Raw genomic sequence first — 25,357 nt, 5'->3', positions numbered from 1 at the left:
TTGGGTTGAAGAGGGGGGAACTCATGCAAACTGTGATCACGAAGAATTTTGACTATGGAGAGAAAGAAATCAATTATCTGAAAAGCGTGGATACCGTACTCGGTACAGCGATGACGCAAATGGGCAAGGTCGAACGAGTGATTATACCCGATCTGTTCGCTGCGCTTGTTCATGCGATTGTGGGACAGCTTATTTCTGCCAAGGCGGTTCAAACCATATGGGCAAGAATGCAGGAGAAGCTGGGTGCGATGAATTCGGAAAATATAGCGACCCAGTCGGTTGAAGCTATTCAAAGCTGTGGCATTACCATGAAAAAGGCCGTATGTATCCTGAATATAGCCCAAACGATAGAGCAGGGCTTGTTGGATTTGCAGGAATTATATGAACTCTCCGATACACAAGTGATTCAAAAACTGTCCTCGCTGCATGGGATAGGCCCGTGGACGGCTGAAATGATGCTGATTAATTCCATGGAACGTCCGGATGTCGTCAGTTGGGGCGATATCGCTATTCGGCGGGGGATGATGAAGCTGTACAATCTGGAGTCACTTACCAAAAAGCAATTCGAGGAGTACCGTCGAGTCTATTCGCCTTATGGTTCGGTGGCCTCCATTTATTTATGGAGTAATTCATTTCGTTAAGGATCAGGGAGTGGGAACTGTGAAGACAACAATCAGAGAACAAATACTATCATATGTCGATCCAGATTTTCAGAAATTTACGGCGGCATTGATTCCGAATATTGATAATGTGCTGGGCGTACGTCTGCCGGTACTACGTAAGCTGGCGCAGGATATTGCCAAGAGCGATTGGCGTCTCTACCTTGAAACCGCTGAAAGTGAACATTTCGAAGAAGTAATGCTACAAGGTATGGTGATTGGCTATGTGAAAGCGGATATAGAGGAAGTTTTGGGCTACGTCGCCAGATTTATTCCTAAAATTGATAATTGGTCGGTTTGTGACAGCTTTTGCGCTGGATTAAAATGTACGAAAAATCATAAGGAACGGGTATGGGACTTTATCCAGCCGTATCTGTTATCCAGAAAAGAATATGAAATTCGGTTTGGAGTGGTTATGCTTCTGAATTTTTATATTGAGGAAGAGTATATCATCCGGGTACTGCAATGGATGGATCAAACCCACCGTGAGGATTATTATGTACAAATGGCTGTCGCGTGGGCCATATCTATCTGTTATATCAAGTTGCCTGAGATTACGATGAGTTACTTGAAAAACAATACACTGGATGATTTTACGTTCAACAAAGCTCTGCAAAAGATCACGGAATCATACCGGGTGGATCAGGAAACGAAAACAACCATTCGCAGTATGAAGCGAAAAAGAAAATAGTGCTGTTTTATTTCTTATTATTCTTATTTGTTTTTAAGTATATTAGCTTTGCTTTTTCAGCACTCCAATATTAAAATGGAAGTAACTTTAAAAAAGGAGATGACGTGAATTGGCAGAGCAAGTGCGTATTGGCAGAACAGATCTATATGTAAAACAAATCGGTTTGGGTGCAAATAAGGTGGGAGGACATAATCTTTTTTCCGGTTTGAACGATGAAACGGGCAAAGAAGTCGTTCGCACAGCTTTGGACAACGGCATCAATTTTCTGGATACGGCTTTTATTTATGGACCTGAGCACTCAGAGCGGTTGATCGGTGAGGTGCTAAAGGAGCGCGGCAAACGTGAGGAAGCCGTGATTGCGACCAAGGGGGCACACAAATTTGTGAACGGGGAGGTTGTTTTTGACAACTCGCCGTCTTTTTTGCGTGAATCCGTTGAATCCAGCCTGAAAAGATTGCAAACGGATTATATTGATTTGTTCTATATTCATTTTCCGGATGAAGCAACACCGAAGGCAGAAGCAGTCGGGGAGCTGAAAAAGCTTAAGGATGAGGGCAAAATCAAGGCCATTGGCGTATCTAACTTTTCCATTGAACAACTTAAGGATGCGAATAGTGACGGCTATGTAGATGTGCTTCAATCCGAATATAATTTGCTCCAACGGGAAGCGGAAAAGGAACTGCTGCCTTACACCAAGGCCAATGGCATTTCGTTTGTGCCTTATTTCCCGCTGGCTTCCGGATTGCTGGGAGGTAAGTATACGAAAGACACAACCTTCACGGACAACAGAGCGAAAAATCCATTATTCCAGAGAGAAGCATTTGCTCGTAATTTGGACAAAGTGGAGCAGGTACGGCAGATTGCCAATGCGTTGAATGCAGAGGTCGCTCATGTTGTGCTCGCATGGTATTTGACCCGTGATTCGATTGATGCCCTCATTCCAGGGGCGAAGGGGCCGGAGCAGGTGCTGGAGAATTTGAAAACGCTGAATGTTCAACTGAGTCAGGCGGATATTGAAAAGATTGACCATATTTTTAAATAATACTTGTAGTCACATCGGGAATTATATATTTTTAACACACCAAAAGGAGCTGCCAAGACGGGTGGCTTCTTTTTCGTGTACCCGCCGCATATCCTTGTAGGGTAAGCTCATCGCTGCGGGGGGATCGGGATGAAGAGAAGACCGCATTGGCATAGCAGGCCCAACAGAGGGCTACAGGGAAGACGCAGAATATGGCTCCTTGTAGGGCTGATACTGCTGGTTGGAATCGTACAGGTTGCCTCTTATGTGGAGCAGCATTTGAAGCCACCTATGATGCATTTGGCAAAAGTGCGGGTCAAGCAAATGGCGACGGAGGCCATTAATTCAGCGATTACGGCTCAGGTAGAGCAAGGGGAGACCGCTGATGATCTGATCGAATGGAGAACGGATGCGCAAGGGAGAACCTCCGGCTTTGTTCTGAACTATGCGGAGCATATGAGAATAACCTCGGATACGCTCAAGGCAGTCAAGGCAACGATGGACAGCATGAGCCATTTTGATGAGAGTGTTCCAATCGGCCAGGCATTAGGCAGTCCGCTGTTGGCAGCCTATGGCCCGAAGGTTCCACTGAAGGTGGAGCCGCATGGAGCTATCAAAGTAGATTTAAATACACGCCAGCAGGATGCAGGGATCAACATGATTTTGGTGGAAGTGTATATTCGGATTACGACGGAGGTGTCCGTCGTGATTCCTTTTGAAATGCAGCCTCAGATTGTGGAGACGGAAATTCCAGTGTCTTATTTGCTCGTGGTGGGCAATGTCCCGATGTACTACTATGATAATCAGGGTAAGCCTGTCGGTAAAAATGAAGCCATCGCTCCTAATTTGGCGCTGCCACCCCATTCGATAGAGAGAGGCGCTGCGGATGAATCCACCACTGTATCTCCAACGCCATAAGCGAAGATAAGGCAAAAGGGACCTTATGAGGAGGTCCCTTTTATTTTGCCAGTCTTGAGCGCTTTGTGCTCTGTTTGCTCCCATTGTCTTAATAACGGATACGGGTCAAAGGACCAGTCCATCCAGCCGTTGTCCCGGTATATGCCATAGTGCAGATGTGGTGGGAATTTACCCTGGGTACCGGGCTTCCCGTAGCCCGAGCTTCCGACCCAGCCAACCGTCTGACCGGGCGTAACAATGTCTCCGTTGTGAACGGTTTTGTCAAAGCCAGAGAGGTGCGCATAGTAGTGATAGCGGTTGCTGAGATCCCGAATCCCGATTCGCCATCCACCGAACGGATTCCAGCCTTTCATTTCCACTACGCCGTAGCAGGTACTGCGAACCGGAACGCCATAGCCAGCGAATAGGTCTGTTCCTTCATGAATGCGGTAACCGCCCCAGCTCCGACGACTGCCCCAAGTGCTGCGATAGCTATAAATGCTGCCCAAGGGAAGCGGGAAGGCTTGCTTGTTAAGCTCCAACTTTCCATATGTCCGATACAGCTTGGCAAACTGCTGTACCCTTTGAACCGCGCGGCTGTTGTGGTAATATTCCCATACCGCAATGGAAAACTCATCCTCTGTGCTTCCGTATTTGCCGAGATAAGAGGCGATGCTGAACAGCAAGTCCCTGTCATTATCTCGGTCAGCAACTCCGTCACCCGAACCGTCCTGTCCCATTCCGGAAAAAAAAGAAATGGAACGTGGATGCCGATCCTCAGGATCAGGGTTCATCAAACCGGACCAGACGGGACCGGTGACAAATATACCTGTGTCTCGCTCCGCATGCTTGCGATCTTTGGGATGTGCAATCGTAAGTGTGCGTTCATACTGGTCGATAGCGGCCAGCCTGTACCAGGGAATCCCTGTCAAGGCTTCGACGGAACGATATAGGGCAAGCCTGGACGTATATGATGATGACCGGGAATTTGGAGTAGCAGCATTTGTTGTCTGGATGCTTTGGGATGAGGTTTGTAACGGTTTGGCAAAGGCCTGAGCAGGAAGCGGACAGGCCAGTGTCAGTGTAGTAGCACATAACAGTAGCGGCAACAGGCGAACAGTGCGGGCTGTACGTTTAGGGTAAGGCACGTGAACCGACCTCCTCATAAGGGAGCTTTGACAGCCCCCGTAGATTCCAGGCCCGCATCCAACGGGATTGGTACGGGCGCTTTGCTTTAGATTGAGCCATATCCCTCGCTTTTATCCATATAAGGAATTTACTTTTCCGGCATCAAAGTCATATCAAAAAGGGAACAATGAATGGAGGTTTTTCCATGGCTTTCATGTTATAATGTATGGCAATGACAGCCCAAGCTTATTAGAAAGAAGGTTTATGCCATTGTCTAGAAAAGTGAAGGAAGCCAAGCCCGACTGGATTCGTATTAAACTCACGACAGGCGATAATTATCAGGAAATCAAGGACATGATGCGTTCCAAGACATTACATACCGTATGTGAGGAGGCGCGATGCCCTAATATATATGAATGCTGGGCCAACAGGACAGCTACATTTATGATTTTGGGTGATATTTGTACGCGTGCGTGCCGTTTTTGCGCAGTGAATACGGGTATGCCTACGGAACTGGACTTACAGGAGCCTGAACGCGTCGCGGAAGCGGCTGAGAACATGAACTTGAAACACTGTGTCGTAACCAGTGTGGCTCGTGACGATTTGAAAGATGGGGGCGCCACTATATTTGCAGAAACGGTTAGGGCCATTCGCCGCCGAGTACCTTTTTGCAGCGTAGAAGTGTTGATTCCCGATTTTATGGGTGATATCGAATCGCTACGTATTGTCATGGATGCCAAGCCAGATATTTTGAATCATAATATTGAAACGGTGGAGCGGATGTCCGATAAAGTTCGGGCCAAAGCCAAATACCGTCGCTCCCTGGAGCTGCTCCAACGTGCGAAGCAATTGAATCCATCCATTCCGACCAAATCAAGCATCATGCTGGGTGTCGGAGAAGAGTGGGACGAGATCTTGCAAGCCATGGATGATCTTCGTAAAATTGATTGTGATATTTTGACAATTGGACAATATTTGCAACCGTCCGAGAAGCATTTGTATGTGCAAAAATATTATCCACCGGAAGATTTTGCGAAGTTAAAGGAAGAGGGATTACAGCGGGGATTCAGCCACGTCGAATCCGGTCCGATGGTCCGCAGCTCCTACCAAGCGCATGAGCAGGTGAAGTCCGCCGCTCAGCATAAGGAAGAAAGCGCCCTTTCGCAGGCTTGATCCGGGAAAGGCGGTCAGATTAGCTTGTTTTATATCGGTGGTAAAAACTATGAAGTGTTGCAGGATCACAAGAACGGGTGGAATCCCGAAGCTTTTCGTGACCGGTATAGTGAAGTGCTGGAGCGCTATGATTATATTATTGGTGATTGGGGTTACAACCAGCTGCGTCTAAAGGGTTTTTACCGTGACGGGCATCCCAAGGCAAACAAAGATACATCCATAGCGGTACTGGACGATTACATTAATGAATACTGTAATTTCGGCTGTGCTTATTTTGTGTTGCTGAAGAGCCGTGAAAACCTGAACAAGAATGAAAACAATGATGAATCCGTTTTGCCGGATAGCCAACAGCTGGCAGAACCTCATGTGGAACAAGCGGAAACGGTAGAGGCCGGAGAGCCGCAAGAAGTGTTGCAACGCGCAGACGGAGAAGAACGGGAGTGGCCGGAGCAACAGCGCGAGTCCAGAGAAACCGAGGAGCTGCGGGTGGAGCAGCCGCGTGAAGCTCAGGAAATTCGGGAGTCACGGGAGCTACAACGACGGGAACCAAGGGAAGTCCAGGAACCGCGTGAGCGACAGCCACGGGAATTCCGTGAAAGTCGTCCGTCCAGAGAAGGACGTGAAGGAAATCGGCAACGTGAACCACGGGAAGCACGTGATTCGCGTCCGCCGAGAGAACCGCGTGAGGCGAAGGACGGACGAATTTCCGGTGAAGGACAGCAAGCCCGGGAACCACGGAAACAGCGCAATCAGCCAGGGAATTTCGATAAAAAGGAATCCCGCGGCCCTCGATATGAGCGTCAACCGAAGGAAAACCGGGAGGGACGGCAAGCCCGCGTCTTACGTGATTCCGGAGACCAGCGTCAGGCGCAGCCAGCTGCCAAAGCCGAAAGAGCTGAGGGAAGCAAAAAGAATAAAACATTCACAGCCCCACAACAAAACGGTTCCTGAATTTCAGGAGCCGTTTTTGTTTACCGGAAAAAAGATCAACTATGGATTGAGTTGGTCTTATCATATATGCAAAAAAAGAGCCAAGGGTGGCTCTTTTTGCATATACTAGTACTTTTCGGTTTTATGTGTACTCCAAAGCAGCTTGCTTAATTAAGAAAGGCAATGCGTACCCGATCCCAAAATGGAAAGGGACGATAACGAGCAAAGCTGACCTTGTGACTGGAGACCTGACAACGAACAGAAATCAAATCATCCACAGGGAAGTTCAGATGATCTACCGTCAACAGAAGACGCTGATCTTTTCTCGAAAAAATATCACAATGATGGTGCTTGGGCAGCAACAATGGCGATCCAAGTGTCCGATACACCCGGTTGTTAATGGAAGCGATCTCGGTTAATTGCAATGCTTCAATGGTGGGGTGAACCATTGCTCCGCCGAGTGCTTTGTTATAGGCAGTCGTACCTGAAGGGGTAGAAACGCATATTCCGTCTCCACGGAACATTTCGAAAGTGACATCGTTAATATCCACTTGTGCAACGACAGTGCCATCGACCCCTTTTAACGTAAATTCATTCAACGCAATAAAAGAAGCATTTCCCGACTTCTTGTGAATCTCCAGCTCGATCAATGGATACTTGACAATTCTCGGTTTAAGGGGTCCCTCAGATCCGCTTTGGCTCATCAGGTGGATTAGCTCCTCCAGCTCGTCCGCACGCCAATCGGCATAAAAGCCAAGATGACCGGTATGTACACCAACAAAGGCTATATCCGAAAGTCGGTCGATGAAGGTATGAAACGCATGCAGCATAGTACCGTCGCCTCCAATAGACACGACGATTTCCGGCGATTCGGCATCCAACTTGAAATTCTTTTCTTGGGCAAGACGGTGAAACTGCTGACTCAAGTCCATGGAGTGCTGATCCCCGCGATCCAGAACATAATATCTCAAGATGAAAAGCTCCTTTGTCATGGGTATATACCGATCATAATCAATTATGAGCAAGAACACAATCGTTCATTCCCTGAACGCTCCCCTCAGACGTGCGAATAAGCGGCTTGTGCCTGCACTCAGCCAAGAGAGACAGAGCATTGCTATCAGCAGGCCGGTAAGGAATAGCAGGCTTTGCCACAGCACAGTGGATGAGAAGCCGGGAGACCAGGTGATAACTTGTATCGGAAAAAAGACCGGCGAGCTTCCCTGACCCATGAGCGGACGCCATAGCACGAGAGCCAGCAGAGCAGAGATGATGCCGTGCGCAGCGCGAGCCAGCAAAAACGGCAGGTACCGGAGATTGGTCGTATTCAAAATGCTCGCGACCTGAGCATGAACCGATAATCCGCCCCAGGAGAGGACAAAGGCTGCTGCGGCCACCTTGAATGGCAAAGCCGCTCCTGTGGCTTCACCAGCGGCTTGTGCCCCTAAAGTGACTTCGAAAATACCACCTACAATGGAATCTGTTAACGTAGGAGGAAGGCCCCAGGCGGACAACAAGCTTGCTGTAAGCAGACGAAGCCCGCTCATTAAACCGGAGTTCGTCAAAGCTTCCAGAATGACGCAGAAGAATACAACCAGTCCTCCTACGACAATAATAAGACGGAGGGAGGAAGCAATGGCTTGACGGAGCAGCTCGCCAAACGGACGGCCATCTTCCAAGCGTGCTGTATGCATAGCAAATAACGCTTGGCGCAGTCGTCCGCGTCGTTGTGCAGAGGACGTATCTAATTTGGCATTTGGAGCGACAGCGAGGGACGCGGGTGTAGGCTGCCCGGTGTGGCCTGCTGCGATTGCAGTAGGCTGGGGACGGTTGTCGTGAGTATCAGCACCCCCCGAACAGGAACCGTGAAAGCGCATGAGCAGGCCAATGATCAGGACGCCACCATAATGGGCAGCGCCCAGCACGACTGCAATTTCAGGTTGATGGAAGAAGCCGACGGAAACGGCACCGATCAGAAATATCGGATCAGAGGAAGTTGTAAAGGCGACCAGCCGTTCTCCTTCGATGCGGGTGATCCATTTTTGCTCCCACAGCTTGGCCGTTAATTTGGCTCCAATCGGGTAGCCGGATGCACAACTGACAGCAGCGACAAAGCCTCCGCAACCGGGTACACGGAACAAAGGCTGCATGAGCGGGTCCAGCAGTGTACCTATAAAATGAACGATGCCAAAACCGAGCAGCAGCTCGGAAATAACGAAAAACGGGAATAAAGACGGAAACAGCACGTCCCACCAAATGGCTAGACCACGAAGTCCGGCATTTAGAGAAGATTGCGGGTGCGTCGCCATAAGTATAAATAGGAATAGCAGCATAAGAATGAGCAAAGGGAGCGAGTAACGGCGGAACAGCGGCATTGAGGCCCCTCCTTTGGAGTTCTACTACTATTTCTATGACGAGGATGGACAAAGAGTACCAAAAAGTCAAGAAAGCGTTTGCAAGAAATGCTGTATTTTTGTAAAGATTATGTTAAAATTAAAAAAACAACGATCCATAACCTTTAGGATGGAGTGATCAGGATGAGTATCGTTGCCGGTCTACTCGTGTGTGCTTTTGTGTATGTTATTCGTGCCTCTCTCGTCCATCCCGGTGAAGAGGATTGGCGGAGTTATTAGCTGTGTTTGTAGAATGGCGGACCTGTTTGTAAGTCGTCAAGCCTGTCTGTATATGTGAAATGATAAGATGACGCTTATTCTTAGCGTCATTTTTTGTTTTTTGTTATAATACGGGTGTATATTTATTACCATAGCACAGAAAGTTGGGGGAAAAGTGAATCCTAGCCTGAGCATTTATGACAATCTTGGGGGTGCGGAAGGAGTTCGTGCTATTATTGAGGCCTTCTACCCGAGAGTTTATAAAGATCCGTTGTTAAGTCCGCTTTTTCCTGAAGGCATAGAGTCGGTCAAGGAAAGACAGTATATGTTCCTGAGCCAGTTTTTTGGCGGACCGTCCTTGTTTTCAGATGCCTATGGTCACCCGATGTTACGTGCCAGACATATGAAGTTTCCCGTAACGGAGGAGCGAGCAGAGGCGTGGTTGTCCTGTATGGCGGGTGCGTTAACGGATACAGGCATTGAGGAGCCGCTTCGTTCATTTATACTTAACCGATTGTCCGGTCCTGCGCATCATTTTGTAAATACCCCGTAACTTGCGGGGATTGCCGAATTTTGGAGAGGGTTGTAAAAACATTGGAAATTGAACCGTTATATCAGATTAAAATCTCTTGTCCGCTTTGTGAAGAAGAATTTCAGACATCTCGTGTCAGACCGAGCCTAAAGAAGGCAATTCGTACGGATTCAGACTTCTGTGCGTATTACAAGAATGAAAATCCCGATTTTTATGTCGTACGAGTTTGTCCTCATTGCGGATTTACCTCGACAGAGCATTCTACCGTTCAGTTAAGCGATCTGCAGAACAAGCTGTTTAAGGACAAAATTGGTAATCGGTGGCAATCCCGCGAATATGGCGGACATCGCAAATGGGAAGAGGCATTGGAAACGTACAAGCTGGGTTTACTGTGTGCGCAGGTCATCGGCGAAAAGGAACGGGTGATAGCCAGCCTGTTACAGCATATCGCGTGGATGTACCGATATCAGGGGAACGAGGAGCAGGAGCTTCGGTTTCTAAAGTTTAGTCTGGACTCCTATATTCGGGTCTATGAGCTGGAGGGTGTCGGGGCGAATAACGCCAAGCTTCTCTATCTGATTGGAGAATTGCATCGACGTACAGGCAACTTTAACGAAGCGGTTCGCTGGTTTTCACGTGTCATTAATGACAAGAAAATTGTGGATGCGGCTATGATCCGTGCTTCCCGTGAACAATGGGCTGTATTGAGAGAGCAAATGCTGGCTAAGGATATTCAACTGCCAGAGGAAATGCAGGACGCAAGCTCCTCCTGATAAAAAGGTGTGCACTATGGCCGGTTCAGGCTCATGGTTCACACCTTATTTATAAAAAAAGGGTTATTATCCTCTAAACTGCCTCATGAATTAATGATGGCGCAGGGTGGTATCCGACAACAGATAATCGTCGTCACAATCCACCAAAGTAATCCTGCTGTGGCAGCATGGAAACACAAGCAGCTTTTTCATACCTTGATGTATGAGCTTAAGCTCTTTGGGCTTTAGGGGTAGCAGGACGTTCTCGTGGTCGCAAAACGGACAATATTGTACATAAACGTCTCCCATGACAATGTCATACGGCCAGGTTTTGTGAAAAGGAATCATGATTTGTCTGATTCACCGCCGTTCGGGTCAGCGGTTTCTTCTTTGGCCAATTCGGCCAGCTTTTGCATCAAAATATGCTGGGGTGTATGCATGAGATGTTCCAGCGGAATGCCGAGCTTTTCGGATAATTTCACAGCCGTTTCCGGCGAAATTTGTAAAGGTCTCATCCTGTATTCCTCCCAATTGTAGTGATTTTACCATCACGATGTAGCTTTATTGTATATGAAACCACATGATTCGCCAAAAAGAAAGGTGGAACTGCTATGAAAACACCATTGAAGCAAACATGGGATTTGGAATCCATATTTAGTGGGGGGTCTTCCTCCACCTCATTTAAAGCATTTTTGGAGGAACTGGAGAGCAAGGTCCAACAATTGCAGTCCCAGCTTAAATCAGCCAAAGTACCGCAAACGGTCTTGGATACCGAGCGTCTGGATAGTGTGCTGAGTGCTATGCAAGAGCTGTTTAACGGAGCATCGCAAGCAGGTTCTTTTGTTTCCTGTCTGACTGCTCAGAACCAACATGACAAGCAGGCTGTTGAACTGGGCGCACGCATAAATACGCTGTATGCACAGGGGAAAAGTGTTTTGGTTTCATTCCAGAACTTGCTGGCACAAACGAGTGAAGACATTTGGCAGAAGTGGATGGAACGGGAAGCGATTAAGCCGATCTCTTTTGTCCTGAATGAATACCGGAACGAGGCTCGTGAGAAAATGGCACCTGAGCTGGAAAGTCTGGCATTGGATTTGGCTGTGGACGGCTACCACGGTTGGGGTGATTTTTATGACACGATTGTCAAAAATATGACGATCCCTGTTCCAGTGAATGGAGAAATCGTAAATCTGTCCGTAGGGCAGGCTGCCAACAAGCTGGATGAGCCGGATCGTAGTGTGCGTCAAGAAGTGTTCACACGTTGGGAAGAAGCATGGACCAAGGTTGAGGACTATTGTGCGGATACACTTAATCATCTGGCAGGCTTCCGCCTCAAGCTGTATGAAAACCGGGGCTGGACTGACGTGCTCAAGGAGCCGCTGGAAATCAGCCGCATGTCGGCACAGACGCTGGATACAATGTGGCAGGTCATTAATGAAACGAAGCCTGTACTGGTTAAATATCTGGAGCGAAAGGCGAAACTACTGGGCTTGGAGAAACTGTCGTGGCATGACGTTGAGGCCCCATTGGGAACGTCTACTACTAAAATCCCATACGACGATGCAGCCGTAACGATTGTTAAGCAATTCGGTAAATTCAGTCCAAGAATGGCTGATTTTGCTCAAATGGCTTTTGAGAAAAGCTGGATTGAAGCAGAAGATCGTCCAGGCAAACGTCCTGGTGGATTCTGTACTTCCCTTCGTCTTAGCAAAGAGACCCGTATTTTCATGACCTACGCCGGATCGCCTTCCAACGTTTCGACACTGGCCCATGAGCTTGGACACGGTTATCATCAGCATGTGATGAATGAATTGCACCCATTGAATCAAAATTATGCGATGAATGTGGCCGAGACGGCTTCGACGTTGGCAGAGCTGATTGTATCGGATGCTTTGCTGGAGGCTGCGGAGGGGCAGGAAAAGGTGGCTTTGCTGGAGGATAAAATTCAGCGCGGCGTAGCCTTTTTCATGAATATCCATGCCCGCTTCCTATTTGAAACCCGTTTTTATGAGCTGCGGAAAAAAGGGGTCGTAGGAGCGCAACAACTGGGAGAATTGATGGAGCAAGCACAGCGTGAAGCGTTCAGCGGTGTTTTAGATGAGGCTCATCCTCATTTTTGGGCATCCAAGCTGCATTTCTATATCACGGGTACTCCATTCTACAACTTCCCATATACGTTTGGGTACATGTTCAGTGCTGGAATTTACGCCTTTGCGAAGAAAAATTCCGATGGCTTCGCCGATCAATATGATGCCTTGCTGCGTGATACGGGTCGCATGACTGTGGAAGAATTGGCCTCCAAGCATCTGGGGACCGATTTAACACAGGCTGACTTCTGGCGTAATGCCGCGCAAGTCACAGTTCAGGATATTGAGCAATTTTTGCAAATGACGGAATAACGGATATACACTCCAATCAGGTCTCCCGCGAGGGGGGCCTTTTTTGCAATTCTTGCAGAAGATGATGAATAAAGTCGTAATGTGTCGAATTAGAGTTGATATTACCTGTTGGCGAAATTTAAATTGATGGATATACTTAGAAATTAGTTATAAATGCCCATTTATGTTGTTTATGATTGTAACGTTAAAAAGCTTCGCATATAATTGAGTCATAAGACCTATTAATGGTTTTGAAACAGGTATATAGGGGGATTTTTGTAATGGATGAAGTAGGTCAATTGTCGTTAGTAAGACAGATGGATATCGTTTTTAAAGAACTGGATGATGAACTGGCGGGTTTGTCGTCAGGAACTGTATTTGTACAAATACGTAACAACGTGGTTGGAAAATTTGGTATCCGTCATAATCCGATTGCAGGCAAAGGAGGTACATTTGGAGCGGTGGAGCCGGGACTCTCTGTAGACCATCGGGCGGATTTCCGTCGTATGGCGCTGGATACACTAAATCACAAGCGGAGTTGGACTCATGGCGAAATTGCTTTCGATTTTGCCATCAGACAGGGAACCATTCTGGTGGATGCTACGCTGGAATCGAACTATAACATGGCGAATCTCATGATCCGTTATAACAAGCCTACATACCGAGCGGCTAAATCGGAATAATCATCCATAGAAAAGGGTAAAGAAAGGGCGGCCTTCCTGGGGAAGACCGCCTTTGTTATATGCCCTCCCTATCGCATTTTGGTTAAATGCGATGAACGGAATGCACCATGTGGAATAATGACGCTTATTGACCTGAACGTCCTGATAATTGCTGTTCGGCCAGCTGTACCAAGCGTTTAGTGATATAACCTCCCAGAGAACCAGCCTCACGGGATGGCATGTCACCATAATAACCGTCTGCCGGAATGGTGATGCCCAGTTCTTGTGCTGCTTCGTATTTCAATTGTTGCAGTGCGTTGGTGGCTTGAGGTACAACCAGGTTGTTACTGCGGCGTCCTCCGCCTTGATTAGCTCCATAAGCCATGTGTAGTCACCTCCTTCGGCTGTGATGAGGTTATTATGCGACAGAGTTATGAAAATATGCGCCGAAGGAAGGAAAATGAATAGAGGGAAATTACGGATATATCATATGAATCTGAGTTTTCAGATCAATGGGTTGCTGAGGCTCCAGACGAATCAGTCCGCCTGTCCCCACAGGATCGTGTAAATTGGGCGCATCAGACAGCCAGGTATAAGGCTCAATGCAAAGATACTGATCGCATTCACCCTTGGTATACAACACCCAATACTTAAAATATTGCTCATCAGCCGTGTAGCGAATCTGATAACCGTCATCACGGGTCAACAGAGCTTCAGCAGGTCCTTCCGATGCACGCAGCAGCGTATCCAGATTCGTCCCTTTCAGGGAAAGTCCCGTAGAGAGCGGCTCCAAGTCATTCAAAGAGGTAATTGCACCTGTTGGGAGCTGTTCAGCATCCTGCTCATATACGCCGTTCACAGGCAGCTTCAGGCGCCAGCGTTCAGGCTCTTCGTCTAGCATAAACCAGGTGTGATATCCCAACCCGAACGGGGCTGCTTTGTCACCCAGATTCGTTACACGCAGCGTTTGACTCAATACGGGTCCCTGCAAGCGGTAAGTCATCTCCAGACGCAGAGGAATAGGAAACTGCTCAATCCAGTGCGGATCGCTTTCCGTCAACAACTCGGTGGTCACGCTGCAACCTTCCTCATCTTCTTCAATATCACTGCAACGCCAGGATTGATTACGATGCAGCCCGTGTATATGATTGTCGTTCGCTGTATTCCGATCAAACTGATAGGGAACACCGTCAAACTCGAATTGTCCTTTGCGGATTCGGCCGGGAGGAATCAGAATCGGCAAGCCAAAATGATACGGCTTTTGCAAATAAAAGGCCAGTTCTTCCTCGCCAGGACGCCGTACGATATCCCGGTCCAGCTTCAGATCACGCACCGAGATAATATTATTCCCGAGACGGGGGATCATCGTAACTTCCAGCTCAGGGCTATGTAAAACATACGTGTCGTAACCATTCCAATGTTCTTTGGTCACTTGTTTCATATCCATGCTCCTTTGTCCACTATAATCGTTTGAAGCTTCGTGTCATTATGATAACAGATTTTCGACCGCAGGGCACAATCGTCATTTGACAATAACAGGATGCGGAATTATCATAAATATAGTTTACAATGTAATCACATGGATAACGCGATGATGAGGACAAGTAAGCCTTCGCATATGCTCTTCAGAAAGCCGGTGGTAGATGCGAACCGGTGAGCCTGCACTGCTGAATGGACCTTGGAGTGCCGCACAGAACAGGAAGCAGTCTTCCTTAGTATGACGGTCGATTGCTCCCCGTTAACGGAGCTATAAGATTGCAAGCAGCCACGGAGCCTGACTCCGACAAGTAACGGGCTGAAGGCAATGAATAAGGGTGGTACCACGGTCTCGCGTCCCTTGAGGATGCGGGGCCTTTTTGCGTTCAATGGTTTAAATAAATTTCAGGAGGAATGATGAATATGAAAACTGTACTTTCAGGCATTCAGCCCAGCGGGCAGCTTACTTTGGGCAATTATATCGGTGCAATGAAAAACTTTGTCAAGCTGCAAGAGGATCATCGCTGTTACTTTATGGTCGTAGACCTTCATGCCATTACGGTGCCCCAGGAACCAGCTCAATTGCGTGAACAGTCGGAGGCAGTGGCGGCATTATTTATTGCAGCAGGTATTAACCCCGAGCAATCTAACGTCTTTTTGCAATCCCATGTACCTCAGCATGCGGAGCTAGGATGGTTAATGACAACCCTGACCAATATGGGCGAGCTGGAACGCATGACCCAGTTCAAGGACAAATCGGTGGGTAAGGACTCGGTAGGTGCGGGATTGTTCGTATATCCAGCGCTGATGGCAGCTGATATTTTGCTTTATAATGCGGATTTGGTTCCGGTAGGTGAAGATCAGAAGCAGCACCTGGAGCTGACACGCGATTTGGCAGGCCGTTTCAATCACCGCTACGGAGATTATTTTACTGTTCCCGAGCCGTATATCCCTGAGGTGGGCGCACGAATTATGTCATTGGATGATGCCTCCAAAAAAATGAGCAAAAGCAATCCGAATGCAGGCAGCTATATCGCTCTGCTGGACGAACCGAAAGTCATTCGCAAGAAAATCAGCCGTGCTACCACGGATTCCGGCAGTGAGGTTAAATATGACCCGGCAGGCAAACCGGAGATCAGCAATTTGATGGGAATTTACAGCCAGTTTACCGGCCTGTCGCTTCAGGAAGTGCAGAATCGTTATGAAGGTCAAATGTACGGTACGTTCAAAAAAGAGCTGGCAGAGGCGGTTGTAGCCACCCTGGAGCCTATTCAACAGCGTTATCGTGACATCCGGGAATCCGGTGAGATTGGACGCATTTTGGCCCAATCCGCAGAGCGGGCGCAAGAAGCGGCTGAAATCACGCTGGCTGCGGTCAAAGATCGTATGGGATTTCTGCCACGCAAACGCTAAGAACGCAGGCCAACGCAATCAGGTTTGACAGGAATGTGAATGTCTCAGGAGCGACGTTGTTTGGCCTTGATAACAAAGCCCCAGCCGATGTTGCCGACAGAGAGAAGGCCCAGCAAAATGGCAAGCCAAGCGGAATAACTGATGGATATGGCGGCTGCCGTCAGCAGGACAATGGATGAAACGGCGAACCACAGTGATAGACCTTTGCTCATGGAAAAAACCTCCAGCTTTCGAATGTTGAATTTCAGGAATAAGCAGGTGTGAGCGAGCCATAATAATCTTGCAAGCTTGCAATGAACCTCACTCACAAAGAACTGAAAGGAGATTCAAATATGAGCAGACGTCGTTCAAACACCCTGCAAGTACCGCAGGCCAACGCCGCTTTACAACAATTAAAATATGAGGCCGCTCAAGAACTCGGCATCACAATCCCTCAAGATGGTTACTACGGTAACGTCGTTTCCCGCGAAACAGGCTCTCTCGGGGGATACATCACTAAAAAGCTGGTCCAACAAGCAGAGCAATCCTTGTCGGGCAGTGGCCGTATGCAGTAATACACATAAACACTCCATCTTGGAAGCTGTATTATGAGCAACTGTGATGAAGGAAATCCGGAGCAATCATGCTCCGGATTTTTTGCGCGCATGGCTTATGACCATTGTGAATCACACAAGTCCGCTTCGTCAAGAGGGCGCTTTCATGCAGCTCCTTATGGAGGGATGGTTTTTTCGGTGAACGGCAAAAAAAGCAAGCTCCAGGGTCAGGGGAGACTTGCTTTTTTGCCGTTCGCATTGCTTGCCGATATGCTTTTTTAATTCGTATGGAGGGAGATGCGTTTCTGCATCTTTTCATGGCTGAGCCAGCCGATGTAGCTGTTGATCAGTCCAAACTGCTTATCCATGGCGACCACGGCCACGAAGGGATATTGCCTCCGATGCCGATACCGAACATCTGCCCAGCGAACAATGTAGCCCCATTCCAGTTCTTCCACCTCCGCAACAGCAAAGGAAGAAAAATAGCGGAATGCCTGCACATCACGGTAGGATTTGGATGCTTCTACAGCCGGATGTGTGGACGGAACCGCATGTTTTGTCCAAAAAAGATGCTTTCTGTTCAGTCCACCAATATCATAACTTCCATTCTGATGAGCTTTTACCACATGCCACCGGTTCCATGAAACCGTGGGAATGATATAATAGATATCGTCCGGCTGACGCTCGTTGTCCATATCACGTACCGCATTTCTCGTACGGAAATGATTCCAGGTGCGCCAAATATAGTACAGGCCTGTAATGATGTACAACGTAATAAATAAGGGAGCTGGAGAAACCAGTCCAGTGATCCACAGTAGAATAGCAGCAACATGGGTGCCGAATATAAAGGGATCAAAGATGTGAATAATATTCCATGATATCCATTTGGGCGTAAACGGTCGAAATGCCTGTGTCCCGTACGTATTGAACAAATCTACAAACACGTGCAGGCAGACAGCAATCGTGACCCACAAGGCGACATGTTCGATAGGCACATCCCTGAAAATAAGGCCAATTAATCCCGTTATGGACAAGATCCATATCAACCAGAAGGGGATGGAGTGCGACAGTCCACGATGATTGCGGATGTAGGCTGCATTGTTTTTTAATCGAAGCAAGGTGTCAAAATCCGGTGCCTGTGACCCTACGATCGTGGCGAGCAGTATGACTCCCGCCAACTTTGGATCTGCGGCGACGGCAGGATCGGTGTAGGCCAGCCCGGCCAACCCGATCCCCATGACAAAGTGTGTGGCTGTATCCATATCTGTCGCTCCTTTTTGTATTGTATCCTGTACTTATTACTACCCCAATTTACTGTAAACGATCAGAAAGGTCGATTCGTCATCGAAATTGTGAACGTTTTGTGCGTTTTCTGTCAAACTTTTTGTGGGAACTATATGATAAAATTTATATCGGAGTTCAACTTACTCCCGAATTCATACATCTCAAAGGGGGAGTTACTCACAATGGATAATATTAGTTATGAGGCTACTTCGGATACGGCTACCTATTCGGTTAAATCCAAACCACCCGGTAAGGCTGGTACATGGAAAGACTTTATAACGGTCACCAAGCCAGGCATTCTCCGCACTAATCTGGTTGCGGCATTTGGCGGTTTTTGGTTGGCCTCACAATGGGACGTTGACTATATAAAGCTGATTCTGACGTTGCTAGGTACAATGCTGGTTATGGCGTCTTCTTGTGTTTTTAACAACTATTTTGATCGTGAACTGGATTTGAAAATGGAGCGTACACGCAATCGCTCACTGCCAACAGGACGTTTGACTCCCACAATGGTATTGTCATACGCTATTATTTTGGGTGTTGTCGGGCTGGCAGTACTGTTCTTTTTCTCTGGTGTCAAGGCAGGATTGCTCGGTGTACTCGGCATGTTCGTATACGTCGGTATTTACACACTTTGGCTGAAACGATCATCCACATGGAGTACATCCATTGGCGGTATCTCGGGCGCAATGCCTCCTGTGATCGGCTATGTGGCCGCTTCGGGTCGTATTGACATGGGCGCATGGCTCTTATTCGCTCTTTTGTTCCTATGGCAGCCGCCTCATTTTTGGGCACTTGCAATCCGCAGGGTCGAAGAATACCGCGCAGCAGGATTTCCGTTGTTGCCTGTCGTGAAAGGTATTCACCGTACTAAAATTCAAATGATTCCTTATATCGTATTGCTGATTCCGGTACCGATCCTGATGTATGCTTATGGATATGCTGGCATGATTTTCATGATAGTTTCCGTATTGCTGTCCGTGCTCTGGGCATTTTATGCCTTTAAAGGTTTTACCATTAAAGAAGAAGAGACGGATTCCTGGGCTAAAAAAGTATTTTTCTTTTCCATTAACCATCTGACACTCAGCTTTCTGCTGATGATCGTGGATACGGTTCACAAGTTCTAAGACAAGAAATTTTATTGCTGTGTAACATTAGCTGTCCATCAGGCATAAAAGCGGCCTGGCGGATAGCTTTTTTTGTGGATGGTTTTCATGACTAAGGAGCAGGCGGGTATAAAATATACTCTTCCAGTCCTGCCTTTTCCAATTGGGCGATCACATATTCATCTGGTGTGCCTTCTACTCCTGCGTATCCTTTGCGGGTATACATATGATACGCATCTGGAAAAGAGTCGGCAAGCACACCACGTATTTTTTTGCCTGAGCTGTCATTGTCCATAAATAGGTATATTTCGTCATGCTTGGCCTTCTTGCGGAGGGACTCCAGTTTTACTGAGTTTAGCGTGCCGAAGGTGCATAAGATATGAACCTCGGGATCAAGTAAACGACGAAGTTTACTGCGGTCATTTTTCCCTTCAACGATAACGGTAATCGTCATCTTGCTCACCCCCTGCTTAAAGCCTGTGCTCGAAATTCCCCGGGAAATGAAAGAATATGTGTATAGTGTAGCTCCAAACTGGGTTCTCATGCAAAATAGCAACAAAACAGCCTGCCAGAAGTGGCAGGCATGGGTACAGGGCGGCATGTTAGGGCAATTCAGACATTAAATCCAGCAAGTACGGAGAATAATGACGAGCAGGATATAAAGAACGAGAATGGTGCCAGTCGAGGTCCAAAATCCACCACAAGAAACAGGGCTTACAGGATGACAGTGGCTCACGGAATGCACCTCCCTTCATACATAAATGTTTAGTCAAACCAGTCTATGTTGATAAGGGCTTTAGGTAATGTGCATTCGCCTTCTTGTAAGTTATTTTGGGCGTTAAAGGGGGAGCATCTCAAGCGATCTAGGAATGATACGGCCCTGAAGTAGACAGCGGCGGTGCCGGGAATAACCGTTGAATGGGAATGAACAGCAGGCCGGTCATCAAAATCAGAAAAGCGATAAAAAATGGTGAAAAATGAACGGGAAGCTGGCCAGCCAGCACCGGTCCGGCAAAGGAGCCGAGAGACGTTGCAATGGATTGCATCGCAAAGGTTTTGCCCAACCGTGCTCCTCCAAGCCGTATAAAGAGTGAGGCCAGTGCTGGAAAAGTAATGCCTTTGGCTGTCCCCAGTATAAAGAGTACGATTCCAATCACTGACTCGGGCAAGGTGGCGAGGGCATAGAAGCACAGGGACATCAGTATGATGCCGCAAATCAACCGTATCATCGGTGAATACTTGTTTAGAAAAAGCAGACTGAGTGTACAGAGCGCTCCCAGACTGATAATGGAAAAGAGCAGTCCTGTGGACATCATGGACGCAGTACCGTTGTTGCGTAATGGGATTTCGTAAAATAAAATGCCTTGTGCGCACGCCAAAACAAAAGGCACAAGCAGGTAACGCCAATTGAAGGGTAGAAGCGGCTGTGCCCCGGTCAGTGGAGCGGGTTCCGCATGTCCGTCAGATCGTTGAGCCTGAAGAGCGGGCGCCGTTTTGGGCAATGTAAAATAAGCCATGAGCCCTGTGATCACGAGAATGATGCCGAGGGAACGGAATGTCTCGCTAAAGCCAAAGCTGGCTACAATGAACGCTCCTGCCGCTGGAGACAGGACAGAGGCTAGTGTGTGAACTACGCCATGTCCCGACATATATTTGCCCTGCGTAACCGGATGATCGGATAGCTGGGCGAGCATAGTCATACAAGCCGGGGACAAAAAAGCCAGCACAAAGCCACTGATTGCACGAAGAAAAAGCAGCTCCCACGGCGTGTGAATGTATGCCTGAATAATCAGGATGAGCCCTGCGGCTGTCAGACTGAACATAATATATCGGCGGCTGCCGTGTTTATCTACCCTTGGCCCCGCCATTAAATTACCAGGCAGATGAGTCAGGGAGTATATGCCCAACATCCAGCCGATAAAGGTGGGCGCTGCGCCCAGAGAGATGGCGAATGGTGTGAGAATAGGATATTGTGCGTGCAGATCAAAAAAAGCGATGAACAAGAACAGATACAGCCAGAGGGCTGTTTTCATGTGAGTGACCCCCTTTCCCTTAATAGACTTTCTATGCTGCTGTGTGGCATGAGCTCATTCTAAGTTGTACGCTGGAATGGACAAACATAGACCCTTTTTGTGCGGATAAGGGGCGGAAAAGAGCTAAGCTGACAGGGCGTTATGTAATCATGTATAATTACAGAGACGATTTTACAATTCAAAAGATGCAATTGAAAACGGGAGTGTAGTGAAATGGATAAGAACGTCTGGACAGAATTTTTAAAACATAATTGGCAGATCGTTCAGGATAACTGGCTATATATATTAATTGGGCTCGTCCTATTGCTTGTCATATTGAAGATTGTGAGAACTCTTGTTAAATGGCTGCTTGTCATTGTGGTGGTTGTGGGCTTGCTGATCTATAGTGGTATTTCCTTTGATCAGGTGGGCAAGGTAGTTACCCAGGCGAAGGATGATGCGATTAACAAGTTTCAGAGCGAGGCCTTGAACATGATGATCAAGGAAGCACGGGATGCGAAATACACCTCTAACGGAGACGGTACGTTTTCGGTAACCAGCTCCAACCTAGAGGTAAAAGGCCCGTTCGATGGCGATAAGGTCAAGGTATGGTTTCAAGGCATGCCGCTGGGCGAGTGGAGCATGAGTGACACCGTCAAAAAATATATCGAAAGTGCGAAAGGCTCGACTGTAACACAACAGTCGCCGCAGTCGCCGTAAAGACAGGGGGAGCATGATGAAACCATCCTGGCTGGAGCCTGTCCTTCATTGGAATGGCGTGACGGTGTTTTTGATCACTATCGTTCTTTTGTCGTTAATACAGGGCTGGCGGCGGGGAGCTTCCAGATCTGTAGGTGCACTATTCGGTCTCATTGTGGATGGCATACTGACTGTTGCTGGAATTCTGTGCTCATTAGGGTTGGCTATGTGGCTATCACCGAAGGTGCAGCAATGGCTAACCGCTTATATGGAGCATTTGCCGCAACGTGGATTGAGCGGAGTTGAACAATTTTATTATACGCTTGTAGCTGGGCTTGAGGGCTTTCCGCTGCTGCGCTTTGCTGTATTGTTCATGCTCAGCTATGCTGTCGCGCAATTTGTGCTGCGTGCGATTTATGTGATGATGGTGGGTGGCAGATCGGATAACTCTCTACGTGAGCAGGAAAAGAAATCGGGCTTTTTCAGCAGGCTGGCGGGGGCCGGGATTGGTACCCTTATCGGTGGAGCACGCGCGGTGATGGTCATAGCCTTGCTGTTTATAGGTGTAAGTTTATACCCGGACAGCGGGTTTAGTAGCTATGTCCAAGCTTCACCGATTTATAAACAAGGAGCGCAATCGGTTATTGAACCTTTGTCTGGTACGCTGATTAAGGATAAGCTGCCCGTATTTACGCAGGCCGTTACCAAGGAATTGAACGGCATTTTGCAGCGTAAATATGAAATGATCGACCGGGATATCCCGAACGATATTGAGCAGGCCGCGACCAAGATTACAGAGGGGGCAAGCGGCGATGAGCAAAAAGCCAGAGCGTTGTATCAGTGGGTAGGCACGCGCATCAGCTATGATTACGGCAAGGTGGAAGCCTATGAGCAGCGTGGTGACTGGCATGAGCAGACCCCCAGAGATACGTTTGATACACGCAAGGGTGTCTGTATTGACTATGCCCGCCTCTATGCGGTGATGGCCCGTTCTCAGGGACTTCAGGTCAAGGTGGTGACCGGGCTTGGCTACAACGGGCAGGGAGGCTACGGTTCACATGCCTGGAATGAAGTGTACTTGAGTGGGCAGAATCAGTGGGTACCGTTAGACCCGACCTGGGCACAGAGTGGAGACTGGTTTAATCCGGCTGGTTTTGCCCAGACACATATCAAGGATAAAGTGATTTAATAAGGAGTGGAAAAGGGCACATGAGAAAGATGGACAACGAGCAAGGAAAAGACAACGAGACGTCCGACCGAAAAAGATTCAGCTTCCGAATCAATCTGTTCTTTTTCAGCTCGTTCATTATATTTACGGTTATTATCGTAAGACTGGCGATACTTCAATTTGTGGAGGGCCCTCAGCTTAAGCAGCAGGAGGCCAGTAATGTTACCAAAAATGTACCGCTTACGCCGATTCGCGGAACGATTTATGATTCAACCGGGCAGAACAGACTGGCGTACTCTACACCTGTACAATCGCTGTATATCACGCTCTCCAAGAACTATAGTGACAGCATGGAGAAGTTGCGTAATCCAGATAAAAAGCTGTTGCCTGAGCTGGAAAATATGACACAAAAGCTGGCAAATCGGTTTGCTCAATATGGTAATAAAGATGAGCCGAAAATGACGGCAGCGCAAATCATGGACGCTATGGACCGAAACTATCAGAGATTTAGCGGTTTTACGCCGCGTCTGATTAAAACCAATCTTAATAAAGATGAAGTTGCCTATTTCATGCAGCATAAAAGCGAGTTTCCAGGGGTAGATGTTGTTGAGGAAACTGTACGCCATTATGATCCTGATACGGTGGCTGTTCAAACAGTGGGTTACATTAAAAGTTATAAAAGCGCGCGTGAAAACCTGGATAAATATAAAAACATTCAAAAATCCATGTCAGCGGAAAATGATCCGGGCCTGATCTATATGGATAACGAATCTGTTGGCTTTGATGGATTGGAGCTGCAATATCAGGAACAGTTGCGCGGGAAAAACGGGTATAAAACCGTTCCTATTGATCCGCGTAATATGCCGGAAGGTGTGGATTCAGTTACCCCTCCGCAAAAAGGGAATAACATCTATTCCACCATCAACAAAGAGATTCAGGTTAAAACAGAAAACGCCATTATGGATCAATTGAGATGGCTCCACTCACATGCAGTATCTGGCAAGACTCATCCCTATGCCAAGACAGGCTTTGCTGTAGCCATGGAAGTGGACACAGGGAATGTGGTAGCGATGGCCAGTATGCCAGATTATGATACGAACTATTGGCAAACTGGAAATATTTCATCAGATAATTACAAAAAAATCCAAAATGTATATTTGAACGGAACTATACGTTCTTTTGGCTCCGGTCAATCGGGTCAGCATCCGGAGTCGGTTGTGCTACTTGGTTCCACGATCAAACCGCTTTCTGTGTTGGTGGGCTTAGAGGAAGGTCTATTCAGTACTTCTTCCTATTACCAGGATACAGGGGCGGCTTATTTTGGACGTAATAATTCGTCACGGGTCCGGAACTCTTCAGGACATGTGTATGGCGGGCTGGACCCAGCATCTGCCATTCGACATTCTTCGAATGCATTCATGGTCGACATGGTAGGCAAAAGACTATACAACAAATACATTAATAATGCCAAGGAAGATCAAGGTGTGAATGTATGGGACCGTTACATGAAGGAATTTGGACTAGGCGTGCCTACGAGTGTAGATTTGCCAATGGAATATCCTGGGTTAAGAGAGTATGGACCTAGAAGCAAGGAGTCGTCCTTGTCCAAATTGGCGTACGCTTCTTTTGGTCAGCAAGGGAAGTATACAACGCTCCAGCTTGCACAATATACAGCGGTGTTGGCTACCAAGGGCAAACGGATGGAGCCGCATTTGGTCAGTCAAATTAAAGATACCAACGGCAATGTAGTCCAAACGATTAAGCCGAAAGTACTGAATGAAGTGAAATTCCCGGATGCTTACTGGAATGAAGTCATACGCGGGATGGCTACAGACGTCAGCGCATTTAATGGTTTCCCGTATGACTATGCACGTAAAACGGGGACATCACAGCAAAGCGTAGGCGGAACGCTGAAGGATAACGGAGTATTTATTGCCTTTGCGCCACGTCAGAATCCCAAACTGGCTGTAGCGGTTGTTATTCCGGAAGGTGGCTTCGGGGCCTGGAGTGCGGGACCTGTGGCACGCAAAATCTTTGACGCCTATGATGAAGTGTATGGATTAGACGGAGTACCTAAGAAAAAGGATGCTACAGCATCCGATTCCAATGCAGTCAAACAGCCATAATAACGTACTACGTATAATTTCATTTAAAGCTTTTCTCGGCCTTTGTGCTGAGAGGAGCTTTTTTTTAATGATCTTTATACGTTTTCTTACAAAATTGTAACCACCAAA

The 25,357-nt window shown here is 47.6% G+C and carries 29 protein-coding genes; 17 read left to right on the top strand and 12 right to left on the bottom strand.

Annotation, left to right across the window (positions count from 1 at the left end):
- The first annotated feature begins 23 nt into the window (after positions 1 to 23).
- From HPL003_RS01665 to yunB, 4 genes are all read left to right on the top strand, one after another.
- The gene (locus HPL003_RS01665; RefSeq protein WP_014277906.1) at positions 24 to 641 is read left to right on the top strand and encodes a DNA-3-methyladenine glycosylase family protein; all 618 of its coding nucleotides are present in this window, start codon (positions 24 to 26) and stop codon (positions 639 to 641) included.
- A 19-nt stretch (positions 642 to 660) separates the two neighbouring features.
- On the top strand, positions 661 to 1,350 hold the full coding sequence (locus tag HPL003_RS01660) for a DNA alkylation repair protein (RefSeq protein ID WP_014277905.1): 690 nt from the start codon (positions 661 to 663) through the stop codon (positions 1,348 to 1,350).
- Positions 1,351 to 1,459: 109 nt separating this feature from the next.
- Entirely contained in the window at positions 1,460 to 2,392 is a 933-nt protein-coding gene (locus HPL003_RS01655) for an aldo/keto reductase (RefSeq protein ID WP_014277904.1), read from the top strand.
- A gap of 129 nt (positions 2,393 to 2,521) precedes the next feature.
- Positions 2,522 to 3,289, top strand: coding sequence for a sporulation protein YunB (gene yunB, locus HPL003_RS01650; RefSeq protein WP_014277903.1), 768 nt, complete (start codon positions 2,522 to 2,524; stop codon positions 3,287 to 3,289).
- A 23-nt stretch (positions 3,290 to 3,312) separates the two neighbouring features.
- On the opposite strand, the gene HPL003_RS01645 is transcribed toward yunB, so the two are convergent.
- Positions 3,313 to 4,416, bottom strand: a complete 1,104-nt coding sequence (locus HPL003_RS01645) for a M23 family metallopeptidase (RefSeq protein ID WP_014277902.1) — start codon at positions 4,414 to 4,416, stop codon at positions 3,313 to 3,315.
- A gap of 250 nt (positions 4,417 to 4,666) precedes the next feature.
- On the opposite strand from HPL003_RS01645, the gene lipA reads away from it, so the two are divergent.
- Together lipA and HPL003_RS01635 are read left to right on the top strand one after the other, a co-directional pair.
- Positions 4,667 to 5,569, top strand: coding sequence for a lipoyl synthase (lipA, locus tag HPL003_RS01640; RefSeq protein ID WP_014277901.1), 903 nt, complete (start codon positions 4,667 to 4,669; stop codon positions 5,567 to 5,569).
- A 24-nt stretch (positions 5,570 to 5,593) separates the two neighbouring features.
- Entirely contained in the window at positions 5,594 to 6,520 is a 927-nt protein-coding gene (locus HPL003_RS01635) for a YutD family protein (protein WP_014277900.1), read from the top strand.
- 146 nt (positions 6,521 to 6,666) lie between these two features.
- Here the strand turns inward: HPL003_RS01635 and HPL003_RS01630 are convergent, their stop codons facing one another.
- Both HPL003_RS01630 and ylbJ read right to left on the bottom strand, forming a co-directional pair.
- Entirely contained in the window at positions 6,667 to 7,470 is an 804-nt protein-coding gene (locus HPL003_RS01630) for an NAD kinase (RefSeq protein WP_014277899.1), read from the bottom strand.
- Positions 7,471 to 7,536: 66 nt separating this feature from the next.
- Positions 7,537 to 8,871, bottom strand: coding sequence for a sporulation integral membrane protein YlbJ (gene ylbJ, locus HPL003_RS01625; RefSeq protein WP_014277898.1), 1,335 nt, complete (start codon positions 8,869 to 8,871; stop codon positions 7,537 to 7,539).
- 412 nt (positions 8,872 to 9,283) lie between these two features.
- On the opposite strand from ylbJ, the gene HPL003_RS01620 reads away from it, so the two are divergent.
- Together HPL003_RS01620 and HPL003_RS01615 are read left to right on the top strand one after the other, a co-directional pair.
- Positions 9,284 to 9,661 (top strand): globin domain-containing protein, encoded by a 378-nt coding sequence (locus HPL003_RS01620; RefSeq protein WP_014277897.1) that lies wholly within the window; start codon positions 9,284 to 9,286, stop codon positions 9,659 to 9,661.
- Between the two features lie 41 nt (positions 9,662 to 9,702).
- A complete protein-coding gene (locus HPL003_RS01615; RefSeq protein WP_014277896.1) occupies positions 9,703 to 10,413 on the top strand; it encodes a DUF2225 domain-containing protein in 711 nt (236 codons plus the stop codon).
- A gap of 90 nt (positions 10,414 to 10,503) precedes the next feature.
- Here the strand turns inward: HPL003_RS01615 and HPL003_RS29545 are convergent, their stop codons facing one another.
- Together HPL003_RS29545 and HPL003_RS27210 are read right to left on the bottom strand one after the other, a co-directional pair.
- Positions 10,504 to 10,740, bottom strand: coding sequence for a hypothetical protein (locus tag HPL003_RS29545; protein ID WP_081473685.1), 237 nt, complete (start codon positions 10,738 to 10,740; stop codon positions 10,504 to 10,506).
- Entirely contained in the window at positions 10,737 to 10,907 is a 171-nt protein-coding gene (locus tag HPL003_RS27210) for a YycC family protein (protein WP_014277894.1), read from the bottom strand. Before HPL003_RS27210 ends, HPL003_RS29545 begins: the two co-directional genes overlap by 4 nt.
- Positions 10,908 to 11,003: 96 nt before the next feature.
- On the opposite strand from HPL003_RS27210, the gene HPL003_RS01605 reads away from it, so the two are divergent.
- Positions 11,004 to 12,791 carry a M3 family oligoendopeptidase gene (locus HPL003_RS01605; RefSeq protein ID WP_014277893.1) on the top strand — a complete coding sequence of 596 codons (1,788 nt, stop codon included), beginning with the start codon at positions 11,004 to 11,006 and terminating at the stop codon, positions 12,789 to 12,791.
- A gap of 260 nt (positions 12,792 to 13,051) precedes the next feature.
- On the top strand, positions 13,052 to 13,453 hold the full coding sequence (locus HPL003_RS01600; RefSeq protein WP_014277892.1) for a hypothetical protein: 402 nt from the start codon (positions 13,052 to 13,054) through the stop codon (positions 13,451 to 13,453).
- 124 nt (positions 13,454 to 13,577) lie between these two features.
- Here the strand turns inward: HPL003_RS01600 and HPL003_RS01595 are convergent, their stop codons facing one another.
- Positions 13,578 to 13,817 (bottom strand): alpha/beta-type small acid-soluble spore protein, encoded by a 240-nt coding sequence (locus tag HPL003_RS01595; RefSeq protein ID WP_014277891.1) that lies wholly within the window; start codon positions 13,815 to 13,817, stop codon positions 13,578 to 13,580.
- Between the two features lie 90 nt (positions 13,818 to 13,907).
- Positions 13,908 to 14,873, bottom strand: coding sequence for an aldose 1-epimerase (locus HPL003_RS01590; RefSeq protein ID WP_014277890.1), 966 nt, complete (start codon positions 14,871 to 14,873; stop codon positions 13,908 to 13,910).
- Positions 14,874 to 15,331: 458 nt separating this feature from the next.
- Between HPL003_RS01590 and trpS the strand changes: the two genes are divergently transcribed.
- A complete protein-coding gene (gene trpS, locus HPL003_RS01585; protein WP_014277889.1) occupies positions 15,332 to 16,321 on the top strand; it encodes a tryptophan--tRNA ligase in 990 nt (329 codons plus the stop codon).
- 44 nt (positions 16,322 to 16,365) lie between these two features.
- Here trpS and HPL003_RS29115 read toward each other — a convergent pair whose 3' ends face one another.
- Complete coding sequence (locus tag HPL003_RS29115; protein ID WP_014277888.1) at positions 16,366 to 16,533, bottom strand: hypothetical protein; 168 nt, start codon at positions 16,531 to 16,533, stop codon at positions 16,366 to 16,368.
- Between the two features lie 120 nt (positions 16,534 to 16,653).
- On the opposite strand from HPL003_RS29115, the gene HPL003_RS01580 reads away from it, so the two are divergent.
- Positions 16,654 to 16,875, top strand: a complete 222-nt coding sequence (locus HPL003_RS01580; protein WP_014277887.1) for an alpha/beta-type small acid-soluble spore protein — start codon at positions 16,654 to 16,656, stop codon at positions 16,873 to 16,875.
- 33 nt (positions 16,876 to 16,908) lie between these two features.
- Positions 16,909 to 17,136 carry a hypothetical protein gene (locus tag HPL003_RS01575; protein WP_014277886.1) on the top strand — a complete coding sequence of 76 codons (228 nt, stop codon included), beginning with the start codon at positions 16,909 to 16,911 and terminating at the stop codon, positions 17,134 to 17,136.
- On the opposite strand, the gene HPL003_RS01570 is transcribed toward HPL003_RS01575, so the two are convergent.
- Complete coding sequence (locus HPL003_RS01570; RefSeq protein ID WP_014277885.1) at positions 17,133 to 18,116, bottom strand: metal-dependent hydrolase; 984 nt, start codon at positions 18,114 to 18,116, stop codon at positions 17,133 to 17,135. The genes HPL003_RS01575 and HPL003_RS01570 overlap by 4 nt on opposite strands.
- Before the next feature lie 204 nt (positions 18,117 to 18,320).
- Between HPL003_RS01570 and cyoE the strand changes: the two genes are divergently transcribed.
- Positions 18,321 to 19,265 carry a heme o synthase gene (cyoE, locus tag HPL003_RS01565; protein ID WP_014277884.1) on the top strand — a complete coding sequence of 315 codons (945 nt, stop codon included), beginning with the start codon at positions 18,321 to 18,323 and terminating at the stop codon, positions 19,263 to 19,265.
- Between the two features lie 91 nt (positions 19,266 to 19,356).
- On the opposite strand, the gene HPL003_RS01560 is transcribed toward cyoE, so the two are convergent.
- The 3 genes from HPL003_RS01560 to HPL003_RS01555 all read right to left on the bottom strand — a co-directional run bounded on the left by HPL003_RS01560 (position 19,357) and on the right by HPL003_RS01555 (position 21,277).
- Positions 19,357 to 19,698 (bottom strand): toprim domain-containing protein, encoded by a 342-nt coding sequence (locus HPL003_RS01560; protein WP_014277883.1) that lies wholly within the window; start codon positions 19,696 to 19,698, stop codon positions 19,357 to 19,359.
- 165 nt (positions 19,699 to 19,863) lie between these two features.
- The gene (locus tag HPL003_RS29540; protein ID WP_238533434.1) at positions 19,864 to 19,980 is read right to left on the bottom strand and encodes a sporulation protein YjcZ; all 117 of its coding nucleotides are present in this window, start codon (positions 19,978 to 19,980) and stop codon (positions 19,864 to 19,866) included.
- Positions 19,981 to 20,107: 127 nt separating this feature from the next.
- The gene (locus tag HPL003_RS01555) at positions 20,108 to 21,277 is read right to left on the bottom strand and encodes an MFS transporter (protein WP_014277882.1); all 1,170 of its coding nucleotides are present in this window, start codon (positions 21,275 to 21,277) and stop codon (positions 20,108 to 20,110) included.
- A gap of 213 nt (positions 21,278 to 21,490) precedes the next feature.
- Here HPL003_RS01555 and HPL003_RS01550 point away from each other — a divergent pair, with 213 nt between their 5' ends.
- The 3 genes from HPL003_RS01550 to HPL003_RS01540 are packed head-to-tail and all read left to right on the top strand — an operon-like array spanning position 21,491 to position 25,249.
- On the top strand, positions 21,491 to 21,976 hold the full coding sequence (locus HPL003_RS01550) for a hypothetical protein (RefSeq protein WP_014277881.1): 486 nt from the start codon (positions 21,491 to 21,493) through the stop codon (positions 21,974 to 21,976).
- A 16-nt stretch (positions 21,977 to 21,992) separates the two neighbouring features.
- The gene (locus HPL003_RS01545; protein WP_014277880.1) at positions 21,993 to 23,144 is read left to right on the top strand and encodes a transglutaminase domain-containing protein; all 1,152 of its coding nucleotides are present in this window, start codon (positions 21,993 to 21,995) and stop codon (positions 23,142 to 23,144) included.
- A 20-nt stretch (positions 23,145 to 23,164) separates the two neighbouring features.
- Positions 23,165 to 25,249 (top strand): peptidoglycan D,D-transpeptidase FtsI family protein, encoded by a 2,085-nt coding sequence (locus HPL003_RS01540; protein ID WP_014277879.1) that lies wholly within the window; start codon positions 23,165 to 23,167, stop codon positions 25,247 to 25,249.
- The last annotated feature ends 108 nt before the right edge of the window (positions 25,250 to 25,357 follow it).

This window comes from Paenibacillus terrae HPL-003 (assembly GCF_000235585.1).
In the GTDB taxonomy this organism is placed as follows: Bacteria; Bacillota; Bacilli; order Paenibacillales; family Paenibacillaceae; genus Paenibacillus; species Paenibacillus terrae_B.
The sequence above is the reverse complement of the archived record's forward strand: the minus strand, read 5'-3'. Positions and strand labels throughout refer to the sequence as shown.

Excerpts from the sequence above, each read along its gene's own strand:
- HPL003_RS01665 (WP_014277906.1), top strand. The coding sequence starts at position 24 with ATGCAAACTGTGATCACGAAGAATTTTGACTATGGAGAGAAAGAAATC.
- yunB (WP_014277903.1), top strand. The coding sequence starts at position 2,522 with ATGAAGAGAAGACCGCATTGGCATAGCAGGCCCAACAGAGGGCTACAG.
- ylbJ (WP_014277898.1), bottom strand. The coding sequence starts at position 8,871 with ATGCCGCTGTTCCGCCGTTACTCGCTCCCTTTGCTCATTCTTATGCTG.
- HPL003_RS29545 (WP_081473685.1), bottom strand. The coding sequence starts at position 10,740 with ATGATTCCTTTTCACAAAACCTGGCCGTATGACATTGTCATGGGAGAC.
- HPL003_RS27210 (WP_014277894.1), bottom strand. The coding sequence starts at position 10,907 with ATGAGACCTTTACAAATTTCGCCGGAAACGGCTGTGAAATTATCCGAA.
- HPL003_RS01605 (WP_014277893.1), top strand. The coding sequence starts at position 11,004 with ATGAAAACACCATTGAAGCAAACATGGGATTTGGAATCCATATTTAGT.
- HPL003_RS01600 (WP_014277892.1), top strand. The coding sequence starts at position 13,052 with ATGGATGAAGTAGGTCAATTGTCGTTAGTAAGACAGATGGATATCGTT.
- HPL003_RS01595 (WP_014277891.1), bottom strand. The coding sequence starts at position 13,817 with ATGGCTTATGGAGCTAATCAAGGCGGAGGACGCCGCAGTAACAACCTG.
- HPL003_RS01590 (WP_014277890.1), bottom strand. The coding sequence starts at position 14,873 with ATGAAACAAGTGACCAAAGAACATTGGAATGGTTACGACACGTATGTT.
- trpS (WP_014277889.1), top strand. The coding sequence starts at position 15,332 with ATGAAAACTGTACTTTCAGGCATTCAGCCCAGCGGGCAGCTTACTTTG.
- HPL003_RS29115 (WP_014277888.1), bottom strand. The coding sequence starts at position 16,533 with ATGAGCAAAGGTCTATCACTGTGGTTCGCCGTTTCATCCATTGTCCTG.
- HPL003_RS01580 (WP_014277887.1), top strand. The coding sequence starts at position 16,654 with ATGAGCAGACGTCGTTCAAACACCCTGCAAGTACCGCAGGCCAACGCC.
- HPL003_RS01575 (WP_014277886.1), top strand. The coding sequence starts at position 16,909 with ATGAGCAACTGTGATGAAGGAAATCCGGAGCAATCATGCTCCGGATTT.
- HPL003_RS01570 (WP_014277885.1), bottom strand. The coding sequence starts at position 18,116 with ATGGATACAGCCACACACTTTGTCATGGGGATCGGGTTGGCCGGGCTG.
- cyoE (WP_014277884.1), top strand. The coding sequence starts at position 18,321 with ATGGATAATATTAGTTATGAGGCTACTTCGGATACGGCTACCTATTCG.
- HPL003_RS01560 (WP_014277883.1), bottom strand. The coding sequence starts at position 19,698 with ATGACGATTACCGTTATCGTTGAAGGGAAAAATGACCGCAGTAAACTT.
- HPL003_RS01555 (WP_014277882.1), bottom strand. The coding sequence starts at position 21,277 with ATGAAAACAGCCCTCTGGCTGTATCTGTTCTTGTTCATCGCTTTTTTT.
- HPL003_RS01550 (WP_014277881.1), top strand. The coding sequence starts at position 21,491 with ATGGATAAGAACGTCTGGACAGAATTTTTAAAACATAATTGGCAGATC.
- HPL003_RS01545 (WP_014277880.1), top strand. The coding sequence starts at position 21,993 with ATGAAACCATCCTGGCTGGAGCCTGTCCTTCATTGGAATGGCGTGACG.
- HPL003_RS01540 (WP_014277879.1), top strand. The coding sequence starts at position 23,165 with ATGAGAAAGATGGACAACGAGCAAGGAAAAGACAACGAGACGTCCGAC.